This is a genomic window from Proteus hauseri, assembly GCF_004116975.1.
In the GTDB taxonomy this organism is placed as follows: Bacteria; Pseudomonadota; Gammaproteobacteria; order Enterobacterales; family Enterobacteriaceae; genus Proteus; species Proteus hauseri.
The window spans coordinates 258,712-285,129 of sequence record NZ_CP026364.1 but is presented as its reverse complement, the minus strand read 5'-3'; the positions used below and the strand labels follow the sequence as shown (position 1 = coordinate 285,129).

Below are 26,418 nucleotides of genomic sequence, written 5' to 3'. Positions count from 1 at the left end.
TTTTTCTTTGAGTTATTGAATGAAAATAGGATATAAACGGTTTATTGCCGTCGTTATTATTTTTGTGTTAGCTACCCCTGTTTTAGTGTGGGTAGCCGATAAAATCTGGCCTCTTCCTGATCCTGAACCACAAATTGCAACCATTGTTACTGCTCAAGATGGAACACCGTTATGGCGATTTGCCGATAAAGATGGTGTATGGCGTTATCATGTTAAGCTTTCTGATGTCTCTCCCGAATACTTACAAGCTTTAATTACCTATGAGGATCGTTGGTTTTATCAACATCCCGGTGTTAATCCTATGGCGATATTACGTGCGGCTTGGCAAGATTTGAGCTCAGGACGAATAGTGTCAGGTGGAAGTACATTATCAATGCAAGTTGCTCGTTTAATTGACCCGCATTCTCGTACCTTAGGTGGAAAATTAAAGCAATTATGGCGAACAGCACAATTAGAGTGGTATTACTCGAAAGATGAAATCCTTGAAATCTATCTTAACCGAGCCCCTTTTGGTGGCACACTTGAAGGTATTGGTGCTGCAAGTTGGGCATATTTAGGTAAGTCACCGGCTGATTTATCTGCGGGTGAAGCAACACTAATGGCGGTGTTGCCTCAAGCACCAAGCCGTTTACGACCAGATCGCTATCCTGAGCGTGCTCAGGTGGCAAGAGATAAAGTATTAGATAGACTGGCTGAATACAAAGTTTGGTCACAAGAAAAAGTTGATGAAATTAAAGAAGAGCAGGTGCTTTTGGCACCAAGACAAACTCCTCAGCTAGCGCCTTTACTTGCTCGTAGAATGTATAACGAAAAGAAAGCGCCAGTTATCACAACAACGATTGATATTAATATTCAAAGGCAACTTGAAGATATTACTAATCAATGGAAATACCAGCTGGCAGATAAGACATCCTTAGCAATACTCGTGGTTGATCATACAGATATGAGTGTGAAAGGGTATGTTGGTTCTGCGGATTTTAATGATAATAAACGCTTTGGTCATGTGGATATGATTAGTGCATGGCGTTCGCCAGGTTCAACATTAAAACCTTTTATCTATGGATTAGCATTAGATGAAGGATTCATTCATGCTGAATCACTATTGCAGGATGTTCCGCGGCGATTTGATAATTATCGACCTGGTAATTTTGATTCTGGGTTTAATGGTGCAGTTAGTGCGAGTGAGGCGTTAAGTCGTTCTTTAAATTTACCCGCAGTACAATTAATTGAAGTCTATGGTGCAAAAAAATTTGCAGCTAAATTACGACATAATCATTTAGAAATGCGTTTTCCTTATGGTTCAGAGCCTAATTTAGCGCTTATTTTAGGCGGGACTGCAACACGAATGGATGAATTGGTTGCTGCATTTAGTGCATTGGCGCGACAAGGAAAAACTGCTGGTTTGCGTTTTAAGCCGGAACAAATTATCGAAGATAGAGTGTTAATGTCGCCGGGTTCTGCGTGGATAATACGTCGTATTCTTGCTGGAGAAGCTCGGCCTCGTCCTGATAGTGCTATTTCAGCGATTGCTCCATTAGCATGGAAAACAGGAACAAGTTATGGCTATCGTGACGCATGGTCAATTGGGGTGAATGCGCGCTATACCATCGGTGTATGGGTTGGTAGACCGGATGGCACGCCTGTTGTTGGGCAATTTGGTTTTGCAACAGCGGTACCCATAATGAATCAAGTAAATAATCTATTAACTGGATATATTTATCAAAATAAACAGCGTCCACCAACTGACTTAAGACCTAAAAGTGTCACCGCAGCAACAATTTGTTGGCCAACGGGTAAAATATTAGCGAAAGAAGATAGCAATTGCCGAGTTAGTCGCCGTAGCTGGATCCTTGATAACACTATTCCACCTACATTACTTAATGAGAACCAAGAAGGTATTTTGGGGATCAACGAAAAAATATGGGTAGATCAAGAAGGTAAACGTACAGGGCCAAATTGTCCAAATGCAGAGCTAAAAGATATTGCATTATGGCCGATAGCCTTAGAAGCATGGTTACCTGAAAAAGAGCGAAGGGCAAGGCGCTTACCTCCTATTTCTGAGACTTGCCCTCCAATTAAAGAAGACAATACTCCACTATTTATTTCAGGAATTCGTGCAGGAGATCTATTACGTCCTTTACCGGGTGAAACGGATTTAGAGCTCACTGTATCCACACAAGGTGGAAATGGAACTCAGTGGTGGTTTTTAAATGGCGAACAGATAGGCAGTACTGAAAATGGTGAGGTATTCTCTTATCTACTAGAAAAGCGTGGTAAGTATCAGCTTTCTGTTCTTGACCTAAGTGGACAAACGGATATGGTTAATTTTACTTTCCGTTAAACTAATAGTGCTTATAAAAGTAGAGCATCGTAATTTTTATCATTGAATATAATTTGTTATTTATAGAATTAATGAGCTCTATTTTATTTGGGCTCCTGATTAAAAGGGCTCAAATAAAGGTAAAAATGTGATTGGAACGATAATTTATAACTTTTTTGCCACATTTTTTTAAAAAAAGAGGGGGATTAATATGGGAAATTTGTTTTTATCCTCCTATAATCGTGCCCTTATTTTTGCAGGGAATGCGGTATTTTATTCGCTCTTCCATGATCTGCGATAAAAAGAGACAACAAAAGTTGTAATTAATAAAATAATCAGAGGTAAGACATGGCTATTCAGCGTACATTTTCTATCATTAAACCTAATGCAGTAAAGAAAAACGTAATTGGTGCTATCTATCACCGTTTTGAAAGCGCGGGCTTCAGCATTGTTGCAGCTAAAATGTTACATTTAACTCGCGAACAAGCAGAAGGTTTTTATGAAGAGCACAAAGGCCGTCCTTTCTTTGACGGACTCGTTGAGTTTATGACTTCAGGTCCAATTATGGTTCAAGTATTAGAAGGCGAAAATGCCGTTCAACGCCACCGTGATCTGATGGGCGCAACTAACCCAGATAACGCATTAGCTGGCACATTACGTGCAGATTATGCGGATAGCTTTACTGAGAACGCTGTACACGGTTCTGACTCAGAAGCATCAGCAGCGCGTGAAATTGCTTATTTCTTCGCTGAAGACGAAGTTTGCGCTCGCTAATTTATTAGCATCTATATACGAAAAACTGTACAATGCGGCGCCCTGTTAGCAAATTAACGGGGCGTCTTTTTTTATAAAGTATCCAGTTAACCAATTGGTTAACACAGGCCGCATAGTGTAACAACGAGGCAATGTCATGTCCCAATCTATAACTCCAGCGCCAAGCGCTTCTGTCGCTGTTTCTAAAGAAAATACTGTGAATCAAAAAGCAAAAATTAATCTGTTAGATTTAAATCGTAAACAGATGCGAGAGTTTTTTGCCTCTATGGGGGAAAAACCGTTTCGTGCTGATCAAATTATGAAGTGGATGTACCACTATTGTTATGATGATTTTGATCAGATGACAGATATTAACAAAGTGCTGCGAGCTAAATTAAAAGAAGTTGCAGAAATTAAAGCACCGGAAGTATCTGAAGAACAGCGATCAACCGATGGTACCATAAAATGGGCAATTACTGTTGGCGATCAACAAGTAGAGACGGTATATATCCCAGAAGATGATCGTGCAACGTTATGTGTCTCTTCGCAAGTGGGGTGTGCGCTAGAATGTAAATTCTGCTCAACAGCACAACAAGGTTTTAACCGTAATCTAAAAGTCTCTGAAATTATTGGTCAGGTTTGGCGAGCGGCTAAAATTATTGGTTCTTTAAAAGAGACCGGTCGTCGTCCTATTACTAACGTTGTTATGATGGGAATGGGCGAGCCGTTGCTTAATCTGAATAACGTTATTCCTGCACTTGAAATAATGATGGATGATTTTGGTTTTGGTCTATCTAAACGCCGAGTCACTGTATCAACATCAGGTGTTGTGCCTGCATTAGATAAATTGGGTGATGCTGTTGATGTCGCATTAGCGATTTCATTACACGCACCAACTGATGATATTCGTGATGAAATTGTGCCAATCAATAAGAAATATAATATTGAAATGTTTCTTGATGGTGTTCGTCGTTATATTGCGAAATCAAATGCAAATCAAGGCCGAGTAACGGTCGAGTATGTCATGCTTGATCATATTAATGACAGTACTGAACAGGCTCACCAATTAGCGGATTTGTTAAAAGATACACCTTGTAAAATCAATTTAATTCCTTGGAACCCGTTCCCTGGGGCACCTTATGGACGTAGTTCTAATAGTCGTATTGACCGTTTCTCTAAAGTACTTATGGAATATGGTTTTACAACGATAGTGAGAAAGACACGAGGTGATGATATTGATGCTGCATGTGGTCAATTAGCGGGCGATGTTATCGACCGTACTAAGCGTACACTGAAAAAGCGTCAACAAGGTGAACCAATCTCTATTAAAGCAGTCTGATACAGGTGGATGTCTCTTTGTGTTGTGCGTAATGTAGAATTATCATAATACAAAGAGTTACAAGGATGAAAACACTTAAGGGATATGACGATGATAAGGATATCATCATTAGTAGCAACTATTGGCTTGATGTTGTTGGTATTAGGTTGTCAACCATCAGCCAATCAAAAGCGTGTGGCTGTTTCGACTCGCTTACAATTAGGTGAAGCTTATTTAGCTGAACAGCAATACCAAATAGCGCAATACCATTTCCAAAAAGTGCTTTCAGTGATGCCAACACATCCTCAAGCAAATACAGGAATGGCTTTAACATTTCAATTATTAGGCGATAAGATCCAAGCGCAACATTATTACAAATTAGCGATGAAGTCGAAGCCAGTAAATGTTAATGTATTAAGACTTTATGGCAATTTCCTTTGTGAACAAAATCTATTAAATAACAATAGAGTAGTAATTGAGGATATATCGCCAGAATATTTGGTTTGCCAACAAGGTGATCCAGATATATCACAAAATTCGCGGTGATAGCGTTAAGGTACTGGGTGCTTTACGTGTTCATCAATGTTAAACATCCAATAGCCACAGTGCCTAGATTGCTAATGAATACTGAAAACAAAACCGAAGAAGTGAAATTAACAGCAGGTCAACTTTTACGTCAGGCTCGTGAAAGAGTGGGGTTAACACAACAAACTGTTGCTGATCGACTTTGTTTGAAGTTATCGACAGTTCGTGAAATCGAAACGGATGATGTTTCTTCGGATATTGCACCAACATTTTTACGCGGATATATGCGTTCTTATGCTAAGTTAGTTGGTGTTCCTGAAAGTGAAATTCTTGGTTTTATCAATCAACAAGCACCGGCTAAACAAATTCGAGTGACCACTACTCAAAATTATTCATTAGGCAAAAGACACAAAAAACGTGAAGGCTGGTTGATGAAAATCACATGGGTTATTCTCATTGTGATGGTGGCATTCGTAGGTGTTTGGTGGTGGCAAGGGCATCAAGCCGATCAACAAGAATTGGTCTCTATGGCATCTCAAAACATAGAGAAAAACAACTCGCAAGAAAGTTCGAATACAATAAATTCTCCTTTAGCATCCTTAGATAATACGCCTGTATCAGAGGGTGAAAATTTGCAAGAATCTGATTCTGTGATAGTAAATAATCAGCCGGATAAGGTTGTTGAGTCTACTCCTGCAAAAGCAATATCAACAGCTGAAGTAAAAACGGTTCCATTACCAGTGTCACCTCTAACTACATCAACCACTTCTCGTGCACATGCAACTGATGAAACAGCAACCGCAACCGCGGCTGTCGCTGATCAGCTTGTTATCATGTTTGATGGTGAATGTTGGTTAGAAATTCGTAATGCTCAAAATAAAGTCTTATTTAATGGTATTAAGAAAGCTGGCGAACGTCTGGAATTTAATGGTGAGCAACCTTATAAACTAAAAATAGGTGCGCCTTCAGTAACTCGCTTACAGTTTAATGGCGAATCTATCGATCTAAGCCGTTTTACTGGCAAAATAGCAAAAATAACCGTACCAGGCGCCTAATCTGACTACAATATTTGAGTAAGCATGGAAGCATGGAAGCATGGGAGAATTAAGAATGCATAAAGAATCACCTATTATTCGTCGTAAATCGACCCGAATTTATGTTGGTAATGTACCTATTGGCGATGGTGCGCCTATCGCGGTGCAGTCGATGACGAATACACGAACGACAGACGTAGATGCGACTGTTCGCCAGATTAAAGCACTGGAGCGTGTAGGGGTGGATATAGTTCGTGTTTCTGTACCAACAATGGATGCTGCTGAAGCATTTAAATTAATCAAACAACAAGTTAATGTACCTTTAGTTGCTGATATTCATTTTGATTATCGTATTGCACTAAAAGTCGCTGAATATGGTGTTGATTGTTTACGTATCAATCCAGGTAATATTGGTAACGAAGAACGTATTAGACAAGTTGTTGACTGTGCTCGTGATTATGATATTCCAATTCGTATTGGCGTGAATGGTGGCTCTCTTGAAAAAGATATTCAAGAAAAGTATGGGGAACCAACACCAGAAGCATTATTAGAGTCAGCAATGCGCCATGTTGATATCCTTGATAGACTAAATTTTGATAAATTTAAAGTCAGTGTTAAGGCATCAGATGTTTTTCTTGCCGTTGATTCTTATCGTTTATTAGCGAAAAAAATCGATCAACCTTTGCATCTTGGGATCACTGAAGCGGGTGGTGCAAGAGCTGGATCAGTAAAATCTGCAATAGGTCTTGGGCTTTTATTATCTGAAGGGATAGGCGATACATTAAGAATTTCATTGGCAGCAGATCCTGTCGAAGAAGTGAAAGTCGGCTTTGATATTTTAAAATCGTTGCGTATTCGTTCTCGTGGAATTAACTTTATCGCTTGCCCGACTTGTTCTCGCCAAGAGTTTGATGTTATTGGTACCGTTAATGAATTAGAGCAGCGTCTTGAAGATATTATTACCCCAATGGATGTTTCTATCATTGGTTGCGTGGTTAATGGTCCTGGTGAAGCTGAAGTATCAACATTGGGTGTAACCGGTGCAAAAACACGCAGTGGTTTTTATGAAGATGGTATCAGACAAAAAGAGCGTCTTGATAATGGTAATATGATTGATTTATTAGAAGCCAAAATTCGCGCTAAAGCATCAATGCTTGATAGCAATATGCGTATAAATATAAATCAATTGGACAAATAATATTCAATTTACGGGCTCATTGTACAATGAGCCCGTATTACTATTGATTTCAGATTGAATGCTGATTGATTTCGCTTCTATAATCAGTCTATTGAACAATGAATAACTATTAGAGAAAAAAAGTGGCCCAAAAAATCCAAGCCATTCGTGGTATGAACGACTATCTTCCTGCTGATACACGTGTATGGCAGAAAATTGAAAACACGTTAAAGCAAATTTTAGCGGGTTATGGTTTTAGCGAAATCAGAACACCTATCGTAGAGCATACCCCTCTATTTCAGCGAGCAATTGGTGAAGTAACCGATGTTGTTGAAAAAGAAATGTATACTTTTGTTGATCGTGGTGAAGATACTCAAAGCTTAACATTACGTCCTGAAAATACAGCAGGTTGTGTTCGTGCAGGTATTGAACATGGTTTACTGTATAACCAAGAACAACGCTTATGGTATTTAGGGCCGATGTTCCGTTATGAACGCCCACAAAAAGGTCGTTACCGCCAGTTTCACCAATTAGGTGCTGAAGTTTTTGGTCTTCAAGGTCCAGATATTGATGCTGAGCTTATCATGCTAACAGCACGCTGGTGGCGCGCTTTAGGTATTTCTGAGCATGTCACTTTAGAATTGAATTCTATCGGTTCTTTAGACGCGCGTGCTAAATACCGTGAGGCCTTAGTTGCTTTCCTAGAATTACACGTTGATAAATTAGATGAAGACTGTAAACGTCGTATGTATTCTAATCCATTGCGTGTTTTAGACTCTAAAAATCCTGAAATTCAGACTTTATTGAATGATGCACCTGAACTTTTCGATTATCTTGATGACGAATCTAGGGCGCACTTTGAAGGTCTTTGTGCATTACTTGATTCTGTTGGTATTACTTATCGAGTAAATCAGCGTTTAGTTCGTGGTTTAGATTATTATAACCGTACTGTTTTTGAGTGGGTAACTAGCGCATTAGGTTCACAAGGCACGGTTTGTGCTGGTGGACGTTATGACGGTTTAGTGAAGCAATTAGGTGGACATCCAACGCCAGCTGTAGGTTTTGCGATGGGAATGGAACGCATGATCTTATTAGTTCAAGCAGTTAATCCTGATTTTGTTGCTGATACTAATGTGGCTGATGTTTACCTCGCATCTTTTGGTGATAAGAGCCAAAGTGCAGCATTGATCTTGGCTGAAGAGATCCGTGACCAATTACCGCAATTACGTCTCATGACGAATCACGGTAATGGAAACTTTAAAAAACAGTTGGGCCGCGCTGATAAACAAGGTGCTAAAATTGCACTAATTTTGGGTGAAGACGAAATTAATGCAGGTACAGTTGCAGTGAAAGATTTACGTTCAGGTGAACAAAAAATCGTTGCTCGTAATGAACTGGCCCAGCAACTGTCACTGTTATTAGGTTAAGGAGAGACTTGTGGAAGTTTATAGCTCTGAGAATGAACAAGTTGATGCAATTAAGCAATTCTTCAAAAATTATGGCTTAACTATTGTGTTATCAGTAGTTATTGGTTTTGGTGGTGTATTTGGCTGGAAATATTGGCAGTCACACCAAATCAATCGCCTGCAAGAAAGCGCAAATGCGTTTGCTACAGTCAATGATGGCCTAAGTAAAGTAACGCCAGAAAGTATTGCTGCCGCTGAAAAATTTGTTACTGAAACTAACGATATTTATGGTGCATTAGCGGCTTTAGAGCTTGCTCAGATTGCTATTGAAGCAAATGACCTAGTGAACGGTGAACGTCACTTAACTGCAGCTTTATCAAAAGTGAAAAATGACGCTTTTGCAGACATGCTTAATCTTCGTTTAGCTCGCGTACAATTGGCATTAGATAAAACAGATGCCGCATTAATTTCGCTTGAGCAAGTGAAAAGCAAAGCATGGAATGGAATGAAAAATTATATCCGTGGTGATGTGTTAGCGAAAAAAGGTGATAGTGCAGGTGCAACAGCCGCGTATCGAGCCGCATTAACTGATGAAAATGCAGGTGCTATTCGCTCACTGGTTGAACTTAAACTCAATAATTTATCCAATTAAAGGGATCTTCAGACATGCAACTGCGTAAAACTCTCCTGGTTGGTCTACTAGCATCTGCTTTATTGGCTGGTTGTTCTAGTGAACAGGATAATGTGACGATGTCTCCATTACCTGAGGTGCAGAGTCAATTTACACCAACGGTTGTTTGGGACAAGTCAGTTGGAAATGGTATTGGAAAATACTATTCCCATTTGTCACCAGCATGGGATGGCTCAGTTGTTTATGTCGCTGATCGCCATGGTTTAGTTAAAGCATTAGAACTTGATACAGGTAAAGAGCTCTGGTCACAAGATCTCTCAACTAAGACGGGCTTCTTCTCTTCTAATGAATCAGCGCTGCTTTCCGGTGGTTTAACTGTTTCTGGTTCTCGTATTTTTGTGGGAACAGAAAAAGCGAAAGTTTACGCACTTAATACTGATGATGGTTCTATTGATTGGGAATCTAATGTTGCAGGAGAGGCAATTTCTCGCCCTGTCGTTAGTGATGGACTAGTTCTTATTCATACTAGTAATGGTATGTTGCAAGGGCTTGACTTGCTCAGTGGTGAGATTTCATGGACAGTTAACTTAGATACACCATCACTGTCAGTTCGTGGTGAATCTGCCCCTGCAGTTGCTTATGGTGCTGCTATTATTGGTGCAGATAATGGTCGTGTTAGTGCGGTTGTGTTATCTCAGGGCCAGCTGATTTGGCAACAGAATATCTCACAAGTGAAAGGCTCAACAGAAATTAGCCGATTAAATGACGTTGATATCACACCTGTTATTGATGAAAATACTGTTTATGCAATGGCATACAATGGTAATTTAGTTAGCTTAGATATGCGTTCGGGGCAGATTTTATGGAAACGTGATTTAGGCTCTGTTAATGATATGGTTCTTCTTGGTGATAATATTTACCTTGTTGACCAAAATGACCGAGTTTTATCTGTTCGTAAATCTGATGGTGTGACATTATGGACACAAGAAGATTTATTGCATCGTAATTTAACCGCTCCTGCTATTTTTGATGGCTATTTAGTTGTTGGTGATGCAGAAGGTTATCTTCACTGGATTGATACCAGCACAGGAAAATTTATTGCGCAAAACTCAGTAAATAGCTCTGGTTTACTTAGTCGTCCTCAAGTTGCAAAAGATAAACTGATGATCCAAGCTCGTGATGGTAAGCTTTATCTTTATAGTCGGTAATTTATTGCAGACTAACCTATTTATTTTACGGCTCCTTTAAAGGAGCCGTTTCGTCTTTTTAGTATTTACATGTAAAATACAATCATAGATTTATAATTGTATTTTTATGAGGCATCAAAGAATGATACCCGTTATTGCCTTAGTAGGGCGCCCTAATGTGGGAAAATCCACATTATTTAATCGACTAACACGCACAAGAGACGCATTAGTTGCTGACTTTCCTGGATTAACTCGTGACCGTAAATATGGTCGTGCAGAGTTAGATGGGGAAGAATTTATTATTATTGATACCGGTGGTATTGATGGTGCTGAAGAGGGTGTTGAAACCCACATGGCATCACAATCATTACAGGCTATTCAAGAAGCTGATATCGTTCTATTTTTAGTTGATGCACGCGCAGGTTTAATGCCAGCAGATCAGGGCATTGCTAAACATCTTCGTGGTGTTGAGAAAAAAACGTATTTAGTTGCGAATAAAACAGATGGTATTGATACCGATACTGCGCTTGCTGATTTCTATTCATTAGGTTTAGGTGAAATATTCCCTATCGCTGCTTCTCATGGTCGTGGTGTTGCTCAACTTATTGAACAAGCACTATTACCTATTACAGGTAAAGTGATTGAAGAAGAAAAAGAGCTGACTGAAGAGGAAGAAAATGCTGCTTATTGGGCTGCGTTAGAAGCTGAACAAAAAGAGCAAGAATTAGAAGATGAAGAAGATGATTTCGATCCTTCAACATTACCCGTAAAACTGGCGATAGTTGGTCGCCCTAATGTAGGTAAATCCACATTAACTAACCGTATGTTAGGTGAAGAGCGTGTGGTTGTTTACGATATGCCAGGTACAACTCGCGACAGTATCTATATTCCGATGGAGCGAGATGAGAAAGAATATATTCTCATTGATACTGCGGGTGTGCGAAAGCGCGGTAAAGTGAAAGAGACTGTCGAAAAATTCTCTGTTATCAAAACACTACAAGCTATTGAAGATTGTAATGTTGCATTATTAGTTATTGATGCAAGAGAAGGTATTTCAGACCAAGATCTCTCTTTATTAGGCTATATTCTTAACGCAGGACGCTCATTAGTTATTGCTGTGAATAAATGGGATGGCATGACACAAGAAGACCGTGATCAAGTAAAAGATATGCTTGATCTTAAATTAGGTTTTGTTGATTTTGCTCGTGTTCACTTTATTTCAGCGCTACATGGTAGTGGTGTTGGTAATTTATTTGAGTCTATTCAAGAAGCTTATATTTGTGCTACACGCCGCGTAGGTACTTCTATGCTTACACGTATCATGAAAATGGCTGAAGATGACCACCAACCACCGATGCTTCGTGGACGTCGTGTAAAAATGAAATATGCGCATGCAGGGGGTTATAATCCGCCGGTTGTCGTTATTCATGGTAATCAGGTGTCAGATTTGCCTGATAGCTATAAGCGCTATTTGATGAACTATTTCCGTCGTACATTACAAGTCATGGGGACGCCAATCCGTATTCAATTTAAAGAGGGTGAAAACCCATATGCGGATAAGAAAAATAAATTAACTGTTTCCCAAATGCGTAAGCGTAAGCGTTTATTATCCCATTTGAAGAAATCTAAATAAGTTAATTCAAGTTAAACAAATAAAAACTGAGTTCAGCTAATAATGAACTCAGTTTTTTATATTTAAAGCTTATTGATTTACTAACATTTTCTCTATCATTAATTGAGCAATAATTGCTTGCTCACCACTAGTCATCGGTGCTGTATCATTTATAACAGAGTGAATAAAGTGCTCAACAGCACCAATAAAACCACGTTGTAATAAAATAGGATCCCAATTTTCAGGGTGCTTTTCAGCGATAATATTTTTGTTTTCACTACGCCATAAATTCATATTTGTAATTTGATAAAGATTATCCTCATCAACTGCAATAAGTTGTTCTTGCTGGCTTCCTGCTTTTCTATGCATCGATGTTGTTATCCAGCAATCATTTATTTTTAAATGGTGCTCAGCATAAAATAATTCATCTTTTTCTGTTTGAATAATATTGCCACTAATAAGTTTTGCTTTTGAACCTGCAAACCAAAGAGCTGTGTCTACAACATGTAAATAGTCATCGAATAAAGTAAAACGAGTATCTTTGGGGCCTATACTATCGCATCGATGTTTATCAATTCGTAAAGAAGAAAGGTGTGTAATATTCTGTTTTAATGACTGATAAAAAGGGGCAAATCGACGATTAAAGCCCACCATTAATTTTTTATTTTTTTTAGCTGCAAGCTCAATTAGGGCTTCAGACTGATCAATATTTTCTGTTAATGGTTTATCGACATAAACATGTACACCGGCATGTAATAAATATTTTATGACTTCAAAATGGCTAGATGTAGCACTATGCACAAAGATAGCATCACATTGTTTAGCAAGGGGATCTAGATTATCAAAAAAAGGAATACGATAAGCAGAACAAATTCTATTTCCTTTTTCGTTATTAGGCGAAAATGCACCGACAAGTTCCCATTTAGCGGTATTAGTTAAAATAGGTAGATAAACTTTTTGTGCAATTGATCCTAAACCTACTATACCGATGCGTAATTTTCTCATTATTCGCCTTCTTATTTTTCAATGTATTATTAGTTTAACAGAGTAAAAAAATGTATATCACTAATAACAATCTGATAGAAATAGTAATAGTCGTCATCATATAAAATGGGAGAGTACGTAATGAATTTTTTATCTCAATAACTTAATTTATCATGATCTTTTTAAGAAATATTAATTCAGCAATGCGTAAATGCCCTTTATAATTTAAATGTAGGTGATCACCAGAATCATATTGTAAATTGAGCTGATGAACATTTTGGGGATCACGTATCAATACATCACTATCAATAATGGCATGAAATTCGCTACTTTCTCGCATCCACTGATTTACTTTTTGACGAATAAGTTCTTTTTTAGGTTGATAGAAATTTTCTAAACCATATTCATCAGCACTTCGTAATGGAACGATAGTAACACCGACTATATCAATATTTTTTTTACGTGCCATGCTAATTAATTGGCGATAACCCTCAATTAGCATATCGAATGTTGGTATTTGGCCACTAGGGTCTAAGGCTGTACCTGCGAGCCCCAAATCATTTAATCCTATTTGTACAATACAAGTGGTGATCCCCGGTTGATTTAGTACATCATCCTCAAAACGAGATAGTGTACTAATACCAATACCCTCTTTTAATAAACGAGAGCCAGATTGCCCCGCATTAACGATAGCAATATTTTGGGACACTACACGCTCGGCTAAAAAATCTGTCCAACGATGATAAGAGTCCATTTCTATGCCATTACCATCAACCATAGAATCCCCAATCACGACTATGCTTTTACCTATAGTTTCGGGTAAAACATGCACACTTTCTAACAATAAACGAGAACTGATTTTTTGGTCATATCCTGATTTTTCTTTGGTTTTATTACCGTTTCCCAAGAAAGAAAACTGGCGAGCATCCCAATGAAACGTATCTAGAAAAACTAATTCTGGTAAATAAACTTGGAGTTTTATAATTGATAGTGATGAAATATGTAGTGAAATTTCATCGCTATATAATATTTCTCCGGCAGGAATGGTTGCGCTAGTATCTCCATTAAATGTGATACTAATCGGTTCAGATAGATCAGATTGTTTTTCCACAGAAATACAGCTATCTGCTAATTTCAATGGTTGTTTACCATAGCGATTGGAAAAGATTAAACGCAGTTTCTTTCCCCCCAAACTGATACGGAATGTTTGTTTTAGCGTCTGATTATTTAATGTAGTTGGTATTTCTAGCGGAAAAGGAAATGCGTCGCCTGATGTTGGTTGAGAGGTTGAAAGCCATGTACACACCCACTCACTCTGTGAAGTATCAAAAGGTATTGAAGATGACATTATGTCTTTCTCCTACTATCGTTAAATAAATTATTAGTGTGAAGATGATGAGGTGATAAAAACATCGAAGGTACTCATTGCAACTTCTACCATATGCAGTAAACGTTCTCGGCTGACGCCGTCTCTTGCTTGAATTGATATTCCGTGTAAAAGCGTTGCAAAGTAGTCACCTATAGCTTGTATATCGGTTTTTATCGTTATATCGCCAGATTGAATACCTTGATTTATGCGCTCTATAATTGCGGCGGTACGAGCTTGGCGATAATGAGTAAGCCAAGTCATAATATTTTCATTATCACGAGTGTAATTTGTTAACGACAACACCACCATACAGCCATGAGGCTGGTTTTCTTTGGTGTAGGTTTCAACTGCATTGATAAGAAGTTGTCCAATGGCTAAACGTGTATTGGGTTCAAGCATGGCTTTATCAGCAAAGGCGCCTTCTTCAGCAAGGTACAGTGCGATAGTTTCTCGAAAAAGATCCTCTTTTGAGCCGAATGCAGCATAAATTCGAGCAGAGGCGATACCTAATGTTTCGACTAAATCTGAAATAGAAGTCCCCTCATAACCACGTTGCCAAAACACTAATTTTGCTTTTCGTAATGCCGCTTCACGATCAAATTCTCTAGGTCTTCCTGCCATGAAAAATTCTCCACATAGTTAATCATCATTAAATACTACCAATTATTTGCTGAATGACAAAGAATTATTTTTTAGTGATTGACAAATAATTAAAGATCATCTTAATCTATTGTTTGTCGTTCGATAAACAATTAAGTGTAATAGTATGCCAATGGTGATTAATTATTAATAAATTCATTTGGTTAATTGATATTGAATACTTGTTAAACACTTCAAAAAACGTTAATAAACTACTTTATGGAATATAAATGAACACATTATTTAAGAAGGTGATATTTGCTTCAGCAATGTTTTTTGCATTGCCTTGTACGATTTCTTTAGCAGCAGAAATGATAAAAAAACCAATAGAAGTGTTGAATTCAGCATCTATTCAAGCCAATGAAGCTGATTTTCAGCATCACTATGTGAAAGTGGATGGTCAGCGAATTCATTATGTTACTATCGGTAGTGGTGAACCTATTTTACTGATACCAGGATGGCCACAAACTTGGTATACATGGCGTTATGTTATGACTGAACTTGCCGCGAATGGTTATATGGCGATAGCCGTTGATCCACCAGGAACGGGTTATTCCGATAGACCCAATAGCGGTTATGACACCGGAACCGTAGCGACAACCATGTATAATATGATGAAACAATTGGGATATACTCAGTATGCCGTTGTAGGGCATGATATTGGCATGTGGATTGGTTATGCAATGGCGAGTGACTATCCTTCAACGATTAATAAAATCGCATTAGCTGAAGCGGTTATTCCAGGATTAGCCCCAGCACCTAGTATATTTGTGAAACCGGAAGAAAATATTTTTCTTTGGCATTTCATGTTTAATCAGGTGCAAGACTTACCCGAAATGCTAACGGCAGGCAAAGAGCGTGAATATCTCAATTTTATCTTTGATAATTGGTCATATCGACGCGATAGAGTCGCTGCTCAAACTTATATAGATTCTTATTCTTCACCCGGTGGGTTACGAGCTGGATTCGCATATTATCGAGCAATTCCGCAAACTATACTCCAAAACCAACAGCGTGCAGAGAAACAACTTACTATGCCTGTTCTGGCTATTGGTGCCGATCATGCTACTCGCGATGCGCCACAATTAACCTTGCAAGGTAGAGCTATAAATTTGAAAGGCGTTATTCTCAATGAGTGTGGACATTTTGTGACTGAAGAATGCCCAGAACAATTAATGGTGGAATTATTACCTTTTTTGAATAAATAATTTTGAATCACAAAGCCACTTATTCGAGTGGCTTTTAAATGAGTTAATTCTTGATTTACCAATATATTTCGGTAGTGTACATTCGCAGAAATTGCGATAATTATTTAGTTAAATACCCTCTGTTCCTCTCTTCTTTTTAGGAAGTTTAATATGCTTAGAGTACTCATTCTTTTTGTTCTTTTTGGCTACCAAAGCATTGCATTTAGTAGCAATGGTTTAAGTGATGCCTCTATTGGGCTTATTGCTAATAAAAATGACGGGCTGTTTTTATACACGGACAAGGCAATGTTAGCAGACCAATCTATTTATACTTGTTTTAATGACCCGATAGATAAAAATAACAATCGTTGTTTGTCATTAAAAGGTGAAGATTTTGATATTACAGATAAAGACAATGTGGTTTATGATTCTGTAGATGATAAAATTACTTACACATTTCTTTATAATAAAAAATTGACACAACTTGAACACTTTATGGATGAGTTATCAACTTCTGTTATTTACAGTAATAATCCTAATAAGAACAATACAATTAAGATTACAGGTGCACTAAATCAATCTGAAATCATTTTTAATAATGATAAAGTGAATATTACAAATTGCTATAGCTCTGAAGGAATTCATATATTTAATAAAGATGATATAAATAAATACCATTTATATTATTATTTAGGATTTGATGTTATTTCTGACTGCCCAGATGAGCTATTTGAAGAATAACATATTTTAAATATCGATAATGTTAATTAAATAGAATCGATTAGCACTATTTGAACAGAGAGTAACCTATCTTATAGTATTGATAGGTTCTTTACTTAAAGACATGATCTTCATAAAAAATTAATTATTTTTTTCAAAAAAAGTTTAAACTAAAACACATCTTTATTTGATGAGTTATTGTATCTTGAAAAAATGTATCATTATTGCACCACTATTTGTTCTTTCTTCATGTGCTACGCCTGAAAAATGGATAGCAAATACATCGGAGCCATCGCCTTTAGGATCAGCTAGAAATATGTGTATGCAGCGTGCTACAGAAAGATATCCTGTTAGTTATTCAATAAATTCAGCTAATACTTCTTTTTCTCCGATGATGGTAAATGGTAAAGAAATACCCAATACAGTAGCGGGGAGTACCTTCTCTTCTGATAGAAATGAGTGGGAGCGAAAAGATTATTTTAATACCTGTATGAGAGCAGAAGGGTGGGAAAATAAAAATAAAGTCACCGGGTTGTTAGCCTTTTTGTTTAATTAACTGCAACTGTCTTTGCCGCAAAGCGTAAATTCAAATATTGTTAAGATAAAACTTACTTTAAATAAAGCCACATTATTTAAGTGGCTTTATCTTCCATTATCTAACCAGTTTTACACCCACTCTTTTTGAATTAAGAAGTCAGTATATAATTTTGCTTCTGGTGAATTAGGCTCAGGGGTTTGATTATATTCCCAGCGAACAAGTGGTGGCATCGACATTAAAATAGATTCTGTGCGCCCTCCACTTTGCAAGCCGAATAATGTGCCTCTATCCCAAACTAAATTAAATTCCACATAGCGGCCACGACGATATAGTTGGAATTGACGCTCACGTTCACCCCAGGGCATTGTTTTGCGTTTTTCTACAATAGGTAAATAGGCATCGAGGTAACCTAAACCAACTTGTTTAACAAATTCAAAACAGTGGTCAAAATTTGGCGTGTTGAGATCGTCAAAAAAGAGTCCACCAATACCACGTGGCTCATTGCGGTGCTTGAGATAAAAATAGTCGTCACACCATTTTTTATAACGAGAGTAATAATCCTCGCCAAAAGGAGAGCAAACTGACTTAGCAACTTTATGCCAATGAATTACATCTTCTTCAAATCCATAATAAGGTGTTAAATCAAAGCCACCACCAAACCACCAGACGGGTTCTTCTCCTTCTTTTTCAGCGATAAAAAAGCGTACATTAGCATGAGATGTTGGAATATAAGGATTTATTGGATGAATTACCAATGAAACACCCATTGCTTGAAAACTACGACCACTTAACTCAGGGCGATGTGCTGTTGCTGACTTAGGTAAACTGTCACCATAGACATAAGAAAAGTTAACACCTGCTTGCTCAAAAATAGCACCTTCAGTGAGTACTCTAGTACGCCCGCCACCACCTTCTTTTCTTTCCCAATTGTCTTGTTGAAAAGTGGCTTTTTTATCCACGGATTCAATAGAATGACAAATGGTATCTTGCAGGGACAGAAAAAATTCTTTAACACGATGAATATCAGGTAAACTCATAATAACCTACAATTTTTATCATATTTATTAAAAATAAAGTTTTATATTCTCTATGTTCTCATTTTCAAGTTGATTCATAAACTAAACAAGCGATAATAAATTAAGATTTATATGACCAATAACAGGCAAAACCATGGAAATACGACTATTTCGCCAAGATGACTTTGAGGCAATTATTACACTTTGGGAGCGTTGTGATTTAATTTCACCTGATAACGATCCTGAAATTGATATTGAAAGAAAAATTAATCACTCACCTGATCTCTTTTTAATTGCTGAAGTTGCAGGGGAAATAGTAGGAAGTGTGATGGGAGGCTACGATGGCCACCGGGGATCTTTATATTATTTAGGTGTACATCCTGATTTTCGTGGTAGAGGTATTGCGAATGCGTTAATTTCTCGCCTTGAAAAAAAGCTTATTGCTAAAGGTTGTCCGCAAATCACCTTGGTGATCCCAGAAGAAAATGATGCCACTATTTTTATGTTTGAAAAATTGCTATATGAAGATCAAAACCAAGAAAGTACAACCTACACTAAGCGTTTAATTGTTGATCAAGATTTTGATCTTTAATATTTACAGCTAAAGCCCCTTATTAATTAGGGGCTTTAGGTTCTATCTTCTCATCTTTTTAAACCCCATCTTATTGTATTATCTTGTTTATCTTATTCATCTGATGATGGTTACTTGTTTATTAACCTTACTTTATTCATTACTTGGTAGATATCGAACAATATGGAACAAAAAGAAATATAGGTGGTCGTAATTAGGCTTTCTTTTTCATGTCATTATCGCAGATTAAGTTTGCTTATATTTTGTTATGCTTATTTATTACTTGGGTATCCATCATTACCGAGGTGGTATTAGTGTTATTTTTAATGTCTTATGAAAAAGTTTAACGGAGAGCGTTATGATGCCTAAATTTTGGTTACCCTTGTGTTTAAGCACAAGTGTTCTATTACTCAGTGGCTGTTCATCCATGGGGGGGATGTCTTTTTCTGCACTAAATCCAATCAATTGGTTTTCTAGCGATAATTTGATGGTTTCTGCTGATGGTTTAGGAAATATTACTGGCTCAACAAAAATCACTGAAAGTGAAATAAAAAAAGAATTAGGAAGCCGTTACCATTATCGACAAGGTATGGAAATGCAAAATGGCGATATTATGGTGATTTTGCAAGGACTTGAAGAGAATAAGGTTCAAGTGGCGTTTTATGGTAAAGAAAATGGTACCGTTGATAAAATAGAAATTTCTGATCCTAAAGTAGAGACAACATGGGGTACAGCAATGGGTACACCATTTAAAGATATTTATAAAAAAGCATTTGGCGCTTGTAGTAAAGGGCCTGTAATTAACGAACAAAAAACTATTTTGTGTCAGTCAGAACAAGCTAAATCAGTTAGCTATGTATTTAGTGGAAAGTGGGATGGCCCAGATGGGTTAATGCCACCTGATACTGCATTAACTAATTGGAAAATAATACAAATTATCTGGCAGAAAAAATGACACCAAGATATTCTTTTATAAAATACATCTGATTTAGCACAATAGAGCAACTGAAGTTTGTTAAAAGGCAAATCTTAGAAAATAAATATTAGATATAATCAGATATTATTTTGAGCGTTTTGATTATCGATTAGGGAAGCAATATGTCTCATGCACAAAGTGGCATTTTAGTCGCACATAGTAAATTTGGCCTGTTTATTGAAGCAATGGTTGTGGGTGAATTAGATCTTCTGCGTCAAGGATGTCAGAAATTTATGCAATCACTTTCTGATTTACAAAAGCAATTTCCTGATGCTTCGTTGGGTGCTGTAGTTGCATTTGGTTCAGATCTTTGGAAAAAACTATCAGATGAAAATAGTGCTCCAGAGTTAAAACCTTTTCGCCCATTAGGTAAAGGCTTGGCTCCTGCAACACAGCGTGATTTCTTTATCCATATTCAATCGATGCGCCATGATGTGAACTTTACATTAGCTCAAGCTGCACTTGCTGCGTTTGGCAATGTGATTAGCGTTGAAGAAGAGATTCATGGCTTCCGCTGGACTGAAGAGCGTGATCTTAGTGGTTTTATTGATGGTACAGAAAACCCACAAGATGACGAGCGTTATGGTGTTGCTCTTATTAATGATGGTGTGGATGCTGGTGGTAGTTACGTGTTAGTACAGCGTTACGAACATAACCTGAAGAAATGGGCACGTTTTAGCGAGTCTGAACAAGAGAAAATGATTGGACGTACTAAAAAAGATAGCGTCGAATTAGATGTGTCAGAACGCAATGTTACTTCTCATGTTTCTCGTGTCGTCATTGAAGAAGAGGGTGAGGAATTAGCTATTTTGCGTCATAGCCTGCCTTATGGTACTGCAAGTGGAAAACACGGGCTGTATTTCTTAGCATATTGTGGCCGCCTACATAATATAGAACAGCAGCTATTAAGCATGTTTGGTGAATTAGATGGTAAACACGATGATTTACTGCGAATGAGTAAACCCGTCAGTGGTAGTTACTATTTTGCGCCGTCTTATGAAGTATTAAAAGTGCTATAAGTATTAGGTTTTATTAAAAACACCTTATTTAAACTAAACGCCAGCTTTGAGTATAAGCTGGCGTTTCTCTTTTACTTAGTAAGTTCTATTTTTGTCTCTTTCTTCGCTGAATTCTTTTCAAGTTAACTCAAAGTGATTTATTTTTGGCTAATTAGCACGACTTTTATTCATTTTTAATAACTATCAGTTATATCAAATAACAAAAGCTAACTACACTGTTATAAATAAAGCCGATAGAGTAACCCTTAGAACAACATATTCAATGATGGGTAACTTTTAATGAAGAAAAACACAATAAGAACCTTTGCATTACAGGCAACCGCAGCATTGTCTTTAGTTGTGAGTAGTTATGCAGGGGCGGCACAATTACTTAATAGCTCTTACGATATCGCAAGAGAGCTATTTACAGCACTTAATAGTGATTTTAAAACACAATGGGATACTCAACATCCTGATGATAAAATCACTATTAAACAATCTCATGCTGGTTCATCTAAACAAGCACTTGCCATATTGCAAGGGTTGCCCGCTGATGTCGTGACTTATAATCAAGTGACTGATGTGCAAATTTTGCATGATAAAGGCAATTTAATTCCTACTAATTGGCAACAACGTTTACCAAATAATAGTTCACCTTATTACTCAACTATGGCCTACCTTGTTCGTAAAGGAAATCCTAAAAATATTACTTCATGGGAAGATTTAACCCGTGACGATGTCAAAATTGTTTTCCCTAATCCTAAAACATCAGGTAATGGGCGTTACACTTACTTAGCCGCTTGGGGCGCTTTTGAAAAAGCTTATGGCACTGATGAAAAAACCCGTGAAGCGATGACTAAGTTCCTGAAAAATGTTGAAGTGTTTGATACTGGCGGCCGTGGCGCAACCACTTCTTTTATTGAGCGTGATTTAGGGGATGTATTAATCAGTTTTGAATCAGAAGTGAATAATATTCGTAAGCAATATGGTGAGGATGATTACCAGGTTATTGTGCCACCTGTCGATATTTTAGCTGAGTTCCCAGTTGCCTGGGTAGATAAGAACGTTCAGCGTAATGGCTCAGAGAATGTTGCAAAAGCCTATCTTAATTATCTTTATAGCCCTAAGGCCCAAGAAATTATTACGCAATTTAATTATCGCGTAAATGATAAAGCAGTTATGGCACAAAAAGCAGCTCAGTTTCCTGCAACCTCTCTCTTTACTATCGAAGAGGTGTTTGGTGATTGGAATAATGTAATGAAAACGCATTTTTCAACAGATGGCACATTGGATAAATTGTTAGCACAAGGACGCAGATAATGTTTGCCACAACCAGCAAGCGAGTTTTACCAGGATTTGGATTAAGTCTAGGGGGAACACTGTTTTACACTTGCCTGATCCTTTTATTACCTATGAGTGCGCTGGTTGTGCAGTTATCTGATATGAGTTGGGCGCAATATTGGGCCGTGATTACCCATCCTCAAATTATCGCCGCTTATAAAGTAACACTACTAGCAGCAGGTATTGCAAGCTTGTTTAATGCGCTATTTGGTATGTTATTAGCGTGGATAATTACACGTTATCGATTTCCTGGCAGACAATTACTTGATGGTTTAATGGATTTGCCTTTTGCCTTACCCACAGCTGTGGCGGGATTAACACTGGCAACGCTTTTTTCAACACAAGGTTGGTATGGTTTTGTATTAGATAAGTTTGATATCAAAGTAATAAATACATGGATTGGTATTGCTGTTGCCATGTCATTTACCAGTTTACCTTTTGTGGTAAGAACCGTTCAACCTGTGTTAGAAGAGTTAGGACCAGAATACGAAGAAGCAGCAGAAACACTGGGTGCTAGTCGCTGGCAAACATTTCGTAAAGTAGTATTACCTGAATTATCACCCGCATTATTAGCAGGAACAGCGCTTTCTTTTACACGTAGTTTAGGTGAGTTCGGTGCAGTGATTTTTATTGCCGGCAATATTGCATGGCAAACAGAAGTTGTTTCTTTGATGATTTTTATTCGTTTACAAGAATTTGATTATCCTGCGGCAAGTGCTGTTGCCTCTGTGATTTTATTGGTTTCTTTAGTCTTACTGTTTGCAATTAATGGGTTACAAAGTCGCTTTGGACAACGCTTAAGGGGGCATTAATGTCAGGTTTATCAGACTCAATGCCACAACATTCAGTGTATCGAAGTCCAATTAACTGGGTTAAATGGGGACTGATTATTACTGGCGTTGTGTTATCGATTTTATTTTTGGTAGTACCGATAGCATGGATCTTTATGACCGCGTTTTCAAAAGGTATTGAAGTTTTTAATCAAAATTTACTCGATAGCGATATGTTACACGCTGTTTGGTTAACAGTATTAATTGCATTGATAACGGTGCCAGTAAATATGCTTTTTGGTGTGAGTATGGCATGGCTAGTGACCCGGTTTCAATTTCCGGGACGTCAGTTATTAATGACTTTAATTGATATTCCTTTTGCAGTATCGCCAGTCGTTGCAGGTCTGTTATATCTTCTTTTCTACGGTAGTAATGGCTGGGCAGGCCAATGGTTAGCCGTTTTTGATATTCAGTTAATGTTTTCATGGCCGGGAATGGCGTTAGTGACTGTTTTTGTGACTTGCCCTTTTGTGGTTAGAGAATTGGTTCCTGTGATGATGAGCCAAGGAAGTCAGGAAGACGAAGCGGCTGTATTATTAGGCGCGAGTGGCTGGAAAATGTTTTGGCGGGTGACATTACCTAATATTCGCTGGGCGCTGTTATATGGCGTTGTATTAACTAATGCGAGAGCTATTGGCGAGTTCGGTGCAGTTTCTGTGGTTTCAGGTGCAATTCGTGGTGAAACCTATTCATTGCCATTACAAGTTGAATTACTGCATCAAGATTACAACACTGTGGGGGCGTTTACCGCTGCGGCATTATTAGCATTGATGGCTATTTTAACATTAATGATTAAAAGTGTATTGCAATGGCATCTGGCTCGCCAGCAGCAATACGATCATCATTAAAAATGATCACTATTAACACTATCACCACTGACACATAGGTAGAGGCAAAATATGAGTATTAAAATTAATAACGTCACAAAATATTTTGATCGCACTGAAGTGTTGCATGATATTAATTTAAATATTGATTCAGGTGAAATGGTGGCATTGTTAGGCCCTTCGGGTTCAGGTAAAACAACCTTATTGCGCATTATTGCTGGGTTAGAGCATCAAACCCAAGGCAACCTCTCTTTTCAAGAAAAAGATGTCAGTCGTTTACATGCAAGAGAGCGTAAAGTGGGTTTTGTATTCCAACATTATGCCCTGTTTCGCCATATGACAGTATTTGACAACATTGCATTTGGTTTAACCGTTTTACCTCGTCACGAAAGACCAAATAATGTGGCTATCCGTAAAAAGGTTGAGCAATTATTAGAGATGATACAGTTACCGCATTTAGCGCAACGTTATCCTGCTCAATTGTCTGGTGGTCAAAAACAACGAGTAGCATTAGCTAGAGCATTAGCTGTAGAGCCGCAAATATTATTGCTTGATGAGCCTTTTGGGGCTCTTGATGCAAAAGTAAGAACTGAGTTACGTCGTTGGTTACGTGAATTGCATGAAGAGCTTAAATTTACCAGTGTATTTGTCACTCATGATCAGCAAGAAGCGATGGAAGTAGCTGATCGTATTGTCATTATGGGTAACGGTAAAATAGAACAGGTTGGTACACCACAAGAAGTATGGCAATCACCAACAAGTCGCTTTGTGCTGGAATTTTTAGGTGATGTAAATCACTTTCAAGGCGAGATTAATGGTGCTCAGTTGCAAATTGGTGGTTATCACCTTCCATTATCGGTAACACCACTTTATCAGGGACAGGTCGATGTATTTTTACGTTCTTGGGAAGTGACGCTAAATGCTCATGAAAATAGCGTTTGTCGATTACCTGTTAAAGTAATGGAAGCCTCTCCTAAAGGGCATTATTGGCAGCTTATTTTACAACCTATAGGTTGGAGTGATACGCCAATAACAGCAATTTGGAACGATATCGCTACCACACCGATTAAAGGGGCAACTTACTATATGGGGGGCGCCCAAGCACGTTTATATGCGGGTGATACCCCCTTAAATACAGTTTCATTAGCTTATACTGCATAATTTTATCTATTATCAATAAGTTATTTAATTTATGAATACCCATACTAAAGATAATGTGGGTATTTTTCATTGTGTTGATATTTATCTAATTTTGTTAATGTTATTGCGTTAATAAAGCAAATGTGATTTCTTCATAGATATAGACTAACAAATGATCAGGGACTTACTGTGGCTGGGTTAGAACAATTTATTGGTAATACACCGTTAGTAAAACTACAACGGCTGACACAAGGTGTAGATGCTGAAATCTGGGTTAAATTAGAAGGTAATAATCCAGCAGGTTCAGTGAAAGATAGAGCTGCTTTATCAATGATTGAACAAGCAGAATTACGAGGCGAAATTCAGCCGGGTGATACGCTGATTGAGGCAACCAGTGGTAATACAGGTATTGCACTTGCAATGATTGCCGCTGTAAAAGGTTACCATTTAAAGCTTTTAATGCCTGAAAATATGAGTAAAGAACGTCAGGCTTCTATGCAAGCTTATGGCGCGGAGCTTATTTTAGTTAGCCGTGAAATAGGTATGGAAGGGGCGCGAGATTTAGCACAACAAATGGAAAAAAAGGGTGAAGGGAAAGTGCTCGATCAGTTTAATAACCCTGATAATCCTCGAGCGCATTTTATCTCTACAGGACCTGAAATTTGGCAGCAAACCCAAGGTCGTATTACTCATTTTGTTTCAAGCATGGGAACAACGGGCACTATCACTGGTGTGGCGAGTTATTTAAAAACACAATCTGATAATGTTCAAATTGTTGGGCTTCAGCCTGAAGAGAAAAGCCAAATTCCAGGGATCCGTCGTTGGTCACCAGCATATTTACCAGGTATCTTTAAAAAAGAGCTGGTGGATAAAGTCATAGATATGTCTCAAAATGAAGCAGAAGAGACTATGCGCCGTTTAGCAAGTCAAGAGGGTATCTTCTGTGGCGTAAGTTCTGGCGGTGCTGTAGCGGGCGCTTTGCGCGTTGCAAAAGAAAATCCTGGGGCGGTAATTGTGGCGATTATTTGTGATAGGGGTGATCGTTATTTATCAACGGGCGTTTACTCGTCATAATTCAAACTGCAGCGTTGTTGACTACGTTTACTCGCACTAGTCACATACTTGTGTATGCTCCTAGTGACTCATTCACTTGTCGCCTAGCTGCATCTTGAATTCTTTAGAGTAAGGATATCGTTATACTTCAAACTGTAGCGTTGTTGACTACGCTTACTCGCACTAGTCACATACTTGTGTATGCTCCTAGTGACTCATTCACTTGTCGCCTAGCTGCATCTTGAATTCTTTAGAGTAAGGATATC

Annotated in this window: 25 protein-coding genes; 21 read left to right on the top strand and 4 right to left on the bottom strand. The window is 37.9% G+C overall.

Annotated elements, in window-relative coordinates:
- Positions 1–19: 19 nt before the first annotated feature.
- From pbpC to der, 10 genes are all read left to right on the top strand, one after another.
- Positions 20–2,341, top strand: a complete 2,322-nt coding sequence (gene pbpC, locus PH4a_RS01465; RefSeq protein WP_129037215.1) for a peptidoglycan glycosyltransferase PbpC — start codon at positions 20–22, stop codon at positions 2,339–2,341.
- A gap of 327 nt (positions 2,342–2,668) precedes the next feature.
- Entirely contained in the window at positions 2,669–3,094 is a 426-nt protein-coding gene (gene ndk, locus PH4a_RS01460; protein WP_064720566.1) for a nucleoside-diphosphate kinase, read from the top strand.
- A gap of 136 nt (positions 3,095–3,230) precedes the next feature.
- A complete protein-coding gene (gene rlmN / locus PH4a_RS01455; protein WP_064720565.1) occupies positions 3,231–4,412 on the top strand; it encodes a dual-specificity RNA methyltransferase RlmN in 1,182 nt (393 codons plus the stop codon).
- A 90-nt stretch (positions 4,413–4,502) separates the two neighbouring features.
- Positions 4,503–4,937, top strand: a complete 435-nt coding sequence (locus PH4a_RS01450) for a hypothetical protein (protein WP_064720564.1) — start codon at positions 4,503–4,505, stop codon at positions 4,935–4,937.
- Positions 4,938–5,011: 74 nt separating this feature from the next.
- Complete coding sequence (gene rodZ / locus PH4a_RS01445) at positions 5,012–5,971, top strand: cytoskeleton protein RodZ (protein WP_129037213.1); 960 nt, start codon at positions 5,012–5,014, stop codon at positions 5,969–5,971.
- 55 nt (positions 5,972–6,026) lie between these two features.
- Positions 6,027–7,148 carry a flavodoxin-dependent (E)-4-hydroxy-3-methylbut-2-enyl-diphosphate synthase gene (gene ispG / locus PH4a_RS01440; protein WP_129037211.1) on the top strand — a complete coding sequence of 374 codons (1,122 nt, stop codon included), beginning with the start codon at positions 6,027–6,029 and terminating at the stop codon, positions 7,146–7,148.
- Positions 7,149–7,270: 122 nt separating this feature from the next.
- Complete coding sequence (gene hisS / locus PH4a_RS01435; protein WP_129037209.1) at positions 7,271–8,554, top strand: histidine--tRNA ligase; 1,284 nt, start codon at positions 7,271–7,273, stop codon at positions 8,552–8,554.
- Between the two features lie 10 nt (positions 8,555–8,564).
- Positions 8,565–9,185: a YfgM family protein gene (locus PH4a_RS01430; RefSeq protein ID WP_129037207.1), complete on the top strand. Its 621-nt coding sequence runs from the start codon at positions 8,565–8,567 to the stop codon at positions 9,183–9,185.
- A gap of 14 nt (positions 9,186–9,199) precedes the next feature.
- Complete coding sequence (gene bamB, locus PH4a_RS01425) at positions 9,200–10,372, top strand: outer membrane protein assembly factor BamB (protein WP_129037205.1); 1,173 nt, start codon at positions 9,200–9,202, stop codon at positions 10,370–10,372.
- Positions 10,373–10,493: 121 nt separating this feature from the next.
- Positions 10,494–11,984 (top strand): ribosome biogenesis GTPase Der, encoded by a 1,491-nt coding sequence (gene der, locus PH4a_RS01420; protein WP_064720558.1) that lies wholly within the window; start codon positions 10,494–10,496, stop codon positions 11,982–11,984.
- A 69-nt stretch (positions 11,985–12,053) separates the two neighbouring features.
- Here der and PH4a_RS01415 read toward each other — a convergent pair whose 3' ends face one another.
- From PH4a_RS01415 to PH4a_RS01405, 3 genes are all read right to left on the bottom strand, one after another.
- Positions 12,054–12,968, bottom strand: coding sequence for a Gfo/Idh/MocA family protein (locus tag PH4a_RS01415; protein WP_129037203.1), 915 nt, complete (start codon positions 12,966–12,968; stop codon positions 12,054–12,056).
- A gap of 142 nt (positions 12,969–13,110) precedes the next feature.
- Positions 13,111–14,295: a GDSL-type esterase/lipase family protein gene (locus PH4a_RS01410; RefSeq protein ID WP_129037201.1), complete on the bottom strand. Its 1,185-nt coding sequence runs from the start codon at positions 14,293–14,295 to the stop codon at positions 13,111–13,113.
- Positions 14,296–14,328: 33 nt separating this feature from the next.
- Positions 14,329–14,937, bottom strand: coding sequence for a TetR/AcrR family transcriptional regulator (locus tag PH4a_RS01405; protein WP_129037199.1), 609 nt, complete (start codon positions 14,935–14,937; stop codon positions 14,329–14,331).
- Between the two features lie 248 nt (positions 14,938–15,185).
- Between PH4a_RS01405 and PH4a_RS01400 the strand changes: the two genes are divergently transcribed.
- The 3 genes from PH4a_RS01400 to PH4a_RS01390 all read left to right on the top strand — a co-directional run bounded on the left by PH4a_RS01400 (position 15,186) and on the right by PH4a_RS01390 (position 17,418).
- Positions 15,186–16,163: an alpha/beta fold hydrolase gene (locus PH4a_RS01400; RefSeq protein WP_129037197.1), complete on the top strand. Its 978-nt coding sequence runs from the start codon at positions 15,186–15,188 to the stop codon at positions 16,161–16,163.
- Between the two features lie 150 nt (positions 16,164–16,313).
- Positions 16,314–16,883, top strand: coding sequence for a hypothetical protein (locus tag PH4a_RS01395; RefSeq protein WP_129037195.1), 570 nt, complete (start codon positions 16,314–16,316; stop codon positions 16,881–16,883).
- Positions 16,884–17,067: 184 nt separating this feature from the next.
- On the top strand, positions 17,068–17,418 hold the full coding sequence (locus PH4a_RS01390) for a hypothetical protein (RefSeq protein WP_244212919.1): 351 nt from the start codon (positions 17,068–17,070) through the stop codon (positions 17,416–17,418).
- 110 nt (positions 17,419–17,528) lie between these two features.
- Here PH4a_RS01390 and hemF read toward each other — a convergent pair whose 3' ends face one another.
- Positions 17,529–18,437: an oxygen-dependent coproporphyrinogen oxidase gene (hemF, locus tag PH4a_RS01385; RefSeq protein WP_129037193.1), complete on the bottom strand. Its 909-nt coding sequence runs from the start codon at positions 18,435–18,437 to the stop codon at positions 17,529–17,531.
- 133 nt (positions 18,438–18,570) lie between these two features.
- Between hemF and PH4a_RS01380 the strand changes: the two genes are divergently transcribed.
- The 8 genes from PH4a_RS01380 (at position 18,571) to cysM (ending at position 26,173) form a co-directional block, all read left to right on the top strand.
- Positions 18,571–19,008 (top strand): GNAT family acetyltransferase, encoded by a 438-nt coding sequence (locus tag PH4a_RS01380; protein ID WP_064720550.1) that lies wholly within the window; start codon positions 18,571–18,573, stop codon positions 19,006–19,008.
- 337 nt (positions 19,009–19,345) lie between these two features.
- Positions 19,346–19,942, top strand: coding sequence for an RpoE-regulated lipoprotein (locus PH4a_RS01375; protein ID WP_244212918.1), 597 nt, complete (start codon positions 19,346–19,348; stop codon positions 19,940–19,942).
- 143 nt (positions 19,943–20,085) lie between these two features.
- A complete protein-coding gene (locus tag PH4a_RS01370; RefSeq protein ID WP_129037191.1) occupies positions 20,086–20,982 on the top strand; it encodes a Dyp-type peroxidase in 897 nt (298 codons plus the stop codon).
- 279 nt (positions 20,983–21,261) lie between these two features.
- On the top strand, positions 21,262–22,281 hold the full coding sequence (gene cysP, locus PH4a_RS01365; RefSeq protein WP_129037189.1) for a thiosulfate ABC transporter substrate-binding protein CysP: 1,020 nt from the start codon (positions 21,262–21,264) through the stop codon (positions 22,279–22,281).
- Positions 22,281–23,114, top strand: a complete 834-nt coding sequence (cysT, locus tag PH4a_RS01360) for a sulfate/thiosulfate ABC transporter permease CysT (protein ID WP_064720547.1) — start codon at positions 22,281–22,283, stop codon at positions 23,112–23,114. Before cysP ends, cysT begins: the two co-directional genes overlap by 1 nt.
- Positions 23,114–23,980, top strand: coding sequence for a sulfate/thiosulfate ABC transporter permease CysW (gene cysW, locus PH4a_RS01355; protein ID WP_129037187.1), 867 nt, complete (start codon positions 23,114–23,116; stop codon positions 23,978–23,980). The genes cysT and cysW overlap by 1 nt, the downstream gene beginning before the upstream one ends.
- A gap of 51 nt (positions 23,981–24,031) precedes the next feature.
- Complete coding sequence (gene cysA, locus PH4a_RS01350; RefSeq protein ID WP_129037185.1) at positions 24,032–25,120, top strand: sulfate/thiosulfate ABC transporter ATP-binding protein CysA; 1,089 nt, start codon at positions 24,032–24,034, stop codon at positions 25,118–25,120.
- 168 nt (positions 25,121–25,288) lie between these two features.
- A complete protein-coding gene (gene cysM, locus PH4a_RS01345) occupies positions 25,289–26,173 on the top strand; it encodes a cysteine synthase CysM (RefSeq protein WP_064720544.1) in 885 nt (294 codons plus the stop codon).
- The last annotated feature ends 245 nt before the right edge of the window (positions 26,174–26,418 follow it).